Here is a 4,025-nt window from a genome sequence, read left to right as displayed (position 1 = left end):
ACCCACCACGCGACCCCACCGCCGCAGCACCCCACCGCCGCTGCAGCCCGCGCCGCGTCAGCCGCCGCTCTCGTCAGCCCGCGCGCGGAGGCTGCAGCAGCATCCCGAACGTGCGGAGCGTGTCGCTGAGCCCCACCGACGCATCGAGCAGCCACTGGATCTGCAGGCCGTCGGAGGCGGCGATGAGCAGGGCGGCGAGATGATCGGCCGAGACGTCGTCGCGGATGCGCCCCTCGGCCTGTTGCGCGCGAAAGATCTCGCCGAGCTCGGCGCGCAGCCGCACGAACCGCGACGTGAAGTACTCCTTGCCGACGCCGCTGTCGACCTCGAGCGCCGCGGCGACGAGCGTGGAGTACAGCTGCACGAGGCCCGGCACCTCCACGTTGGCGGTCGCTGCGGCGATCATCCCCTCGACGCCCGGCTCGACGGGGTGAGCGGCTTCTTCCTCGGCGCGTTTCGCGGCCGCGTGGTCGTACACGGCGACGAGCAACTGTTCGCGGGAGTCGAAGTAGTGCAGGAGCGCCGCGTGCGAGACGCCGATGGACTCGGCGATGCGGCGCAGCGAGGTGCCGTCGGCGCCGCGCTGGCGGAAGACCTCGATCGCGCGGTCGAGGATCTCCTGCCGACGCTCGACACCGCGCCGGCGCTGTCCGGGCCGCCCGATCGTCGCGTCGTCAGCCATGTCCCCACCTTTCCTCACTCCATCGCGCTAGCGTAACCTCCACATGGAGGTTAGAGTATCGACACGGCCGACCGGCCCCTCCGACGACGACGTGCAGAAGGACCCCATGACCACGCCCACCTCCCGCCCCGTAGCCTCGGTGCAGCTGTACTCGCTGGCATCCGAGTTCTCGGCCGACATGTCCGGCTCGCTCGACAAGCTTGCGGCGCTCGGTCTGCGCAACGTCGAGGCGTTCGCGTTCGTCGATCGCCCCGCCGAGATCCGCGCAGCCCTGGATGCCAGCGGCCTGGCCTCCCCCACCGGCCACGCCCCGCTGCTCAGCGATGAGCTGTGGACCCCCGACGGCTCGATTCCCACGCCCGCGCCCGAGGTGGTGTTCGAAGCGGCCGCGACCATCGGCATCCAGACCGTCATCGACCCGTTCGTCTCGCCCGAGCGCTGGCTCACCGAGGACGGCGTCGCCGACATCGCCGAGCGCCTGAACCGCGCCGCCGACGTCGCCGCGACCTTCGGCCTCTCGGTCGGTTACCACAACCACGCGCAGGAGTTCGTGGCCGACTTCGGCGGCCAGACCGCCTACGAGCGTTTCGTGGCGCTCACCGACGAGCGCGTACAGCTCGAGCTCGACCTCTTCTGGGCGCTCACCGGTGGCCAGAACGTACCCGCACTCGTCGCGGCCCTCGGCGACCGGCTCACGGCCGTGCACGTCAAGGACGGTGTGGTTCCGGCATCCAACCCCTGGGGTCCGGACGCGGGCGAACTGTCCACCGCGAGCCTCGACCAGCGCCACGCCGGCACCGGCGAGGTTCCGCTCGCCGACGCGCTGCGCGCCGGCACGGGCATCAAATTTGCCGTGATCGAGTACGACCGCGCACCCGGCGACGTGTTCGCCGACATCGCCGCGAGCCTGGCGTTCCTCACCGAGGGCGGGTTCGTCCGATGAGCCGGCCCCTCGGAGTCGGCATCATCGGTGCCGGAGTCATCAGCCAGACCTACCTCGAGAACCTCACCTCGTTCCCCGATGTGAGTGTCGTCGCCGTCGGCGACCTGTTCCCCGACCGTGCCCGGGCCAAAGCCGACGAGCACGGCGTCGCCGTCGCAGGAACTCCCGACGAGGTGCTGTCGAACCCCGACGTCGACCTGGTCGTGAACCTCACGATCCCGCAGGTGCACGTCGAGGTGTCGTCGGCGGCGATCGCGGCGGGAAAGCACGTGTGGACCGAGAAGCCGATCGGCCTCGACCGTGACGCCACGCGTGCGCTCCTGGAGCAGGCGGATGCCGCGGGCGTGCGCATCGGCTCGGCCCCCGACACCCTGCTCGGCCCCGGTTTTCAGTCGGCCAAGCGCGCGATCCAGAAGGGCGTCATCGGCGAGCCGCTGTTCGTGCAGACGTCGTTCCAGACGCAGGGGCCCGACCTGTGGCATCCGGACCCCGCGTTCCTCTTCGCGCGCGGCGCCGGTCCGCTGCTCGACATGGGGCCGTACTATTTCTCGGCGCTCGTGAGCCTGCTCGGTCCGATCGCCGGGGTCACCGCACGCGGCTCGCGGCCGCGGACCGAGCGCACGATCCACACCGGACCGCGCGCGGGCGAGACGTTCCCGGTGGAGGTGCCCTCGACCGTGCAGGTGCTCACGTCGTTCGCGGCCGGCCAGCACGGCACGCACCTGCTGAGTTTCGACTCGGCGCTCGAGCGCCACGGCGTGGTCGAGATCCACGGTTCCGAGGGCACGATGGTGCTCCCCGATCCGAACCGCTTCGAGGGACGCATCGCATACGTGAAGCCGCTCGGCGTCTTCCGCGACGGCATGAAGACCGAGCAGGAGTGGATCGAGGTGCCGAACGAGGGCACCGTCGTCGGCCGCGGCCTCGGCGTGCTCGACATGGCCCGCGCTATCGCCGCGGACCGCCCGCACATCGCCACCGGAGAGCTGGGCTTCCACGTCCTCGACGTGATGCTGTCGGCTGAAGAATCGGCCGCGACGGGCCAGACGCTCGAGATCGGCAGCACCGTCGCGCCTGTGCCGCTGCTGCCCGAGGGCTTCGACCCCTTCGCGTCGACGCTGTAGCCCGTTCGGCCTCCCGCCCCGTGGTGTCGTGTGGATGCCACGGGGCGGGGGTGTTTTCGGGGAGCGCTGCGGGTGGTTGCATGGGCGGGGCATTGCGGGCGGATGCCGCGGCGCCGGGCGAGCGGAGGAGATCCGGCGCACGGAGGACGATCCGCGCGGCATCCATCCTCCGCTCCCCGAATGCCCTCCCGTCGCGCGGTGCCCGGCAGGTGCAGGCAGTGGTGTTGCCGGAACCCGGATGCCGCGGCGCCGGGCGAGCGGAGGAGATCCGGCGCACGGAGGGCGATCGGCGCGGCATCCATCCTCCGATCCCCGAATGCCCTCCCGTCGCGCGGTGTCCGGCAGGTGCGGTGGGGGATGCCGTCGGGCGGGCGGACGCTGGGCGGAGGACGGGTTCGGGGGATCGGCGCACGCGTGGGCCTTCGCGCGGACGGGCACACCGGGAGTCGCGATCAGGGCGGGCGCGGGCCCGAACCCGGACGGCGTGCGTGCGTGACTCGGCGGGTGGAGCTCGAGCGGTGCCGTCCGGAAGACGTCGAGGCGCTGACGGCGTTCCTCGAGGCGGTCGACCTCACGCTCAGCGGCCTGGACGCACCGAGCGTGCGACTGTGGGTGGAGCGCGATGAGACCGGTGCGATCGTCGGCAGCACCGGCTACGAGCTCAGCGCCGACGGTTGCCACGCGTTGATCCGCAGCGTCGCGGTGCGTCCGACGCACCGTTCCCGCGGGAGCGGCAGTGCCCTCGCGACCTTCGCGCTGACGCGAGCCGCCGAGGAAGGAGCGCGCACGGCCTGGCTCTTCAGCCGCCGATCCGGGCCGTTCTGGCAGAACCTGGGGTTCGAACCCGCCGATCGCAACGAACTGGCCGCGGCACTGGCGGATACGCATCAGGTGCGGCTGTTCCAGCAAACCGGGCAACTGAAGCGCGAGATCGCGTGGTCGAGGCCGCTCGGAGGGCGCACCGGCGCGTGAATGGGCGGGACCGTGAGTCTTCGAGACTTCACCCGCAGCGCTTCCTCCTACGGAAATCGCAGGTCGCTGGTTGATTCTTAGCGCCCCGCTATCGGCGGATCCCTCCTCCCCAGCGGGTGATGCGGCGGATCTCTCCCCATTTCGGCTCGTGGGCCGGGTTCAATGTCGGAGGTCGTGGTTAGCATGCATGCATGTCTTTCGATCGCCCTCCGACACCACCCGATGACGGGGCTTCGGCCCTCTCCTCGGTGCTGGTCGAGGTGCGCGGAATGGATGCCGAACTCGCCTCCGCCGAAGCCCGACG

General features: G+C 71.1%; 4 protein-coding genes. 3 read left to right on the top strand and 1 reads right to left on the bottom strand.

Going from position 1 to position 4,025, the window contains the following annotated elements:
* Window positions 1–73: 73 nt before the first annotated feature.
* On the bottom strand, window positions 74–682 hold the full coding sequence (locus tag FE256_RS17535; protein WP_138178210.1) for a TetR/AcrR family transcriptional regulator: 609 nt from the start codon (window positions 680–682) through the stop codon (window positions 74–76).
* Window positions 683–788: 106 nt separating this feature from the next.
* Between FE256_RS17535 and FE256_RS17530 the strand changes: the two genes are divergently transcribed.
* The 3 genes from FE256_RS17530 to FE256_RS17520 all read left to right on the top strand — a co-directional run bounded on the left by FE256_RS17530 (window position 789) and on the right by FE256_RS17520 (window position 3,721).
* Window positions 789–1,625 (top strand): sugar phosphate isomerase/epimerase family protein, encoded by an 837-nt coding sequence (locus tag FE256_RS17530; RefSeq protein ID WP_138178208.1) that lies wholly within the window; start codon window positions 789–791, stop codon window positions 1,623–1,625.
* Complete coding sequence (locus tag FE256_RS17525; RefSeq protein WP_138178206.1) at window positions 1,622–2,749, top strand: Gfo/Idh/MocA family protein; 1,128 nt, start codon at window positions 1,622–1,624, stop codon at window positions 2,747–2,749. The genes FE256_RS17530 and FE256_RS17525 overlap by 4 nt, the downstream gene beginning before the upstream one ends.
* Before the next feature lie 492 nt (window positions 2,750–3,241).
* Window positions 3,242–3,721: a GNAT family N-acetyltransferase gene (locus FE256_RS17520; RefSeq protein ID WP_252371082.1), complete on the top strand. Its 480-nt coding sequence runs from the start codon at window positions 3,242–3,244 to the stop codon at window positions 3,719–3,721.
* Window positions 3,722–4,025: the final 304 nt, after the last annotated feature.

It is taken from the genome of Microbacterium sp. 5K110 (genome assembly GCF_005774735.1).
GTDB lineage: Bacteria > Actinomycetota > Actinomycetes > Actinomycetales > Microbacteriaceae > Microbacterium.
Note: the sequence above shows the minus strand (reverse complement) of the source record. Positions and strands in the feature narration are given on the sequence as shown.

Coding starts and splice junctions, on each gene's coding strand:
- FE256_RS17535 (WP_138178210.1), bottom strand. CDS start 682: ATGGCTGACGACGCGACGATCGGGCGGCCCGGACAGCGCCGGCGCGGT.
- FE256_RS17530 (WP_138178208.1), top strand. CDS start 789: ATGACCACGCCCACCTCCCGCCCCGTAGCCTCGGTGCAGCTGTACTCG.
- FE256_RS17525 (WP_138178206.1), top strand. CDS start 1,622: ATGAGCCGGCCCCTCGGAGTCGGCATCATCGGTGCCGGAGTCATCAGC.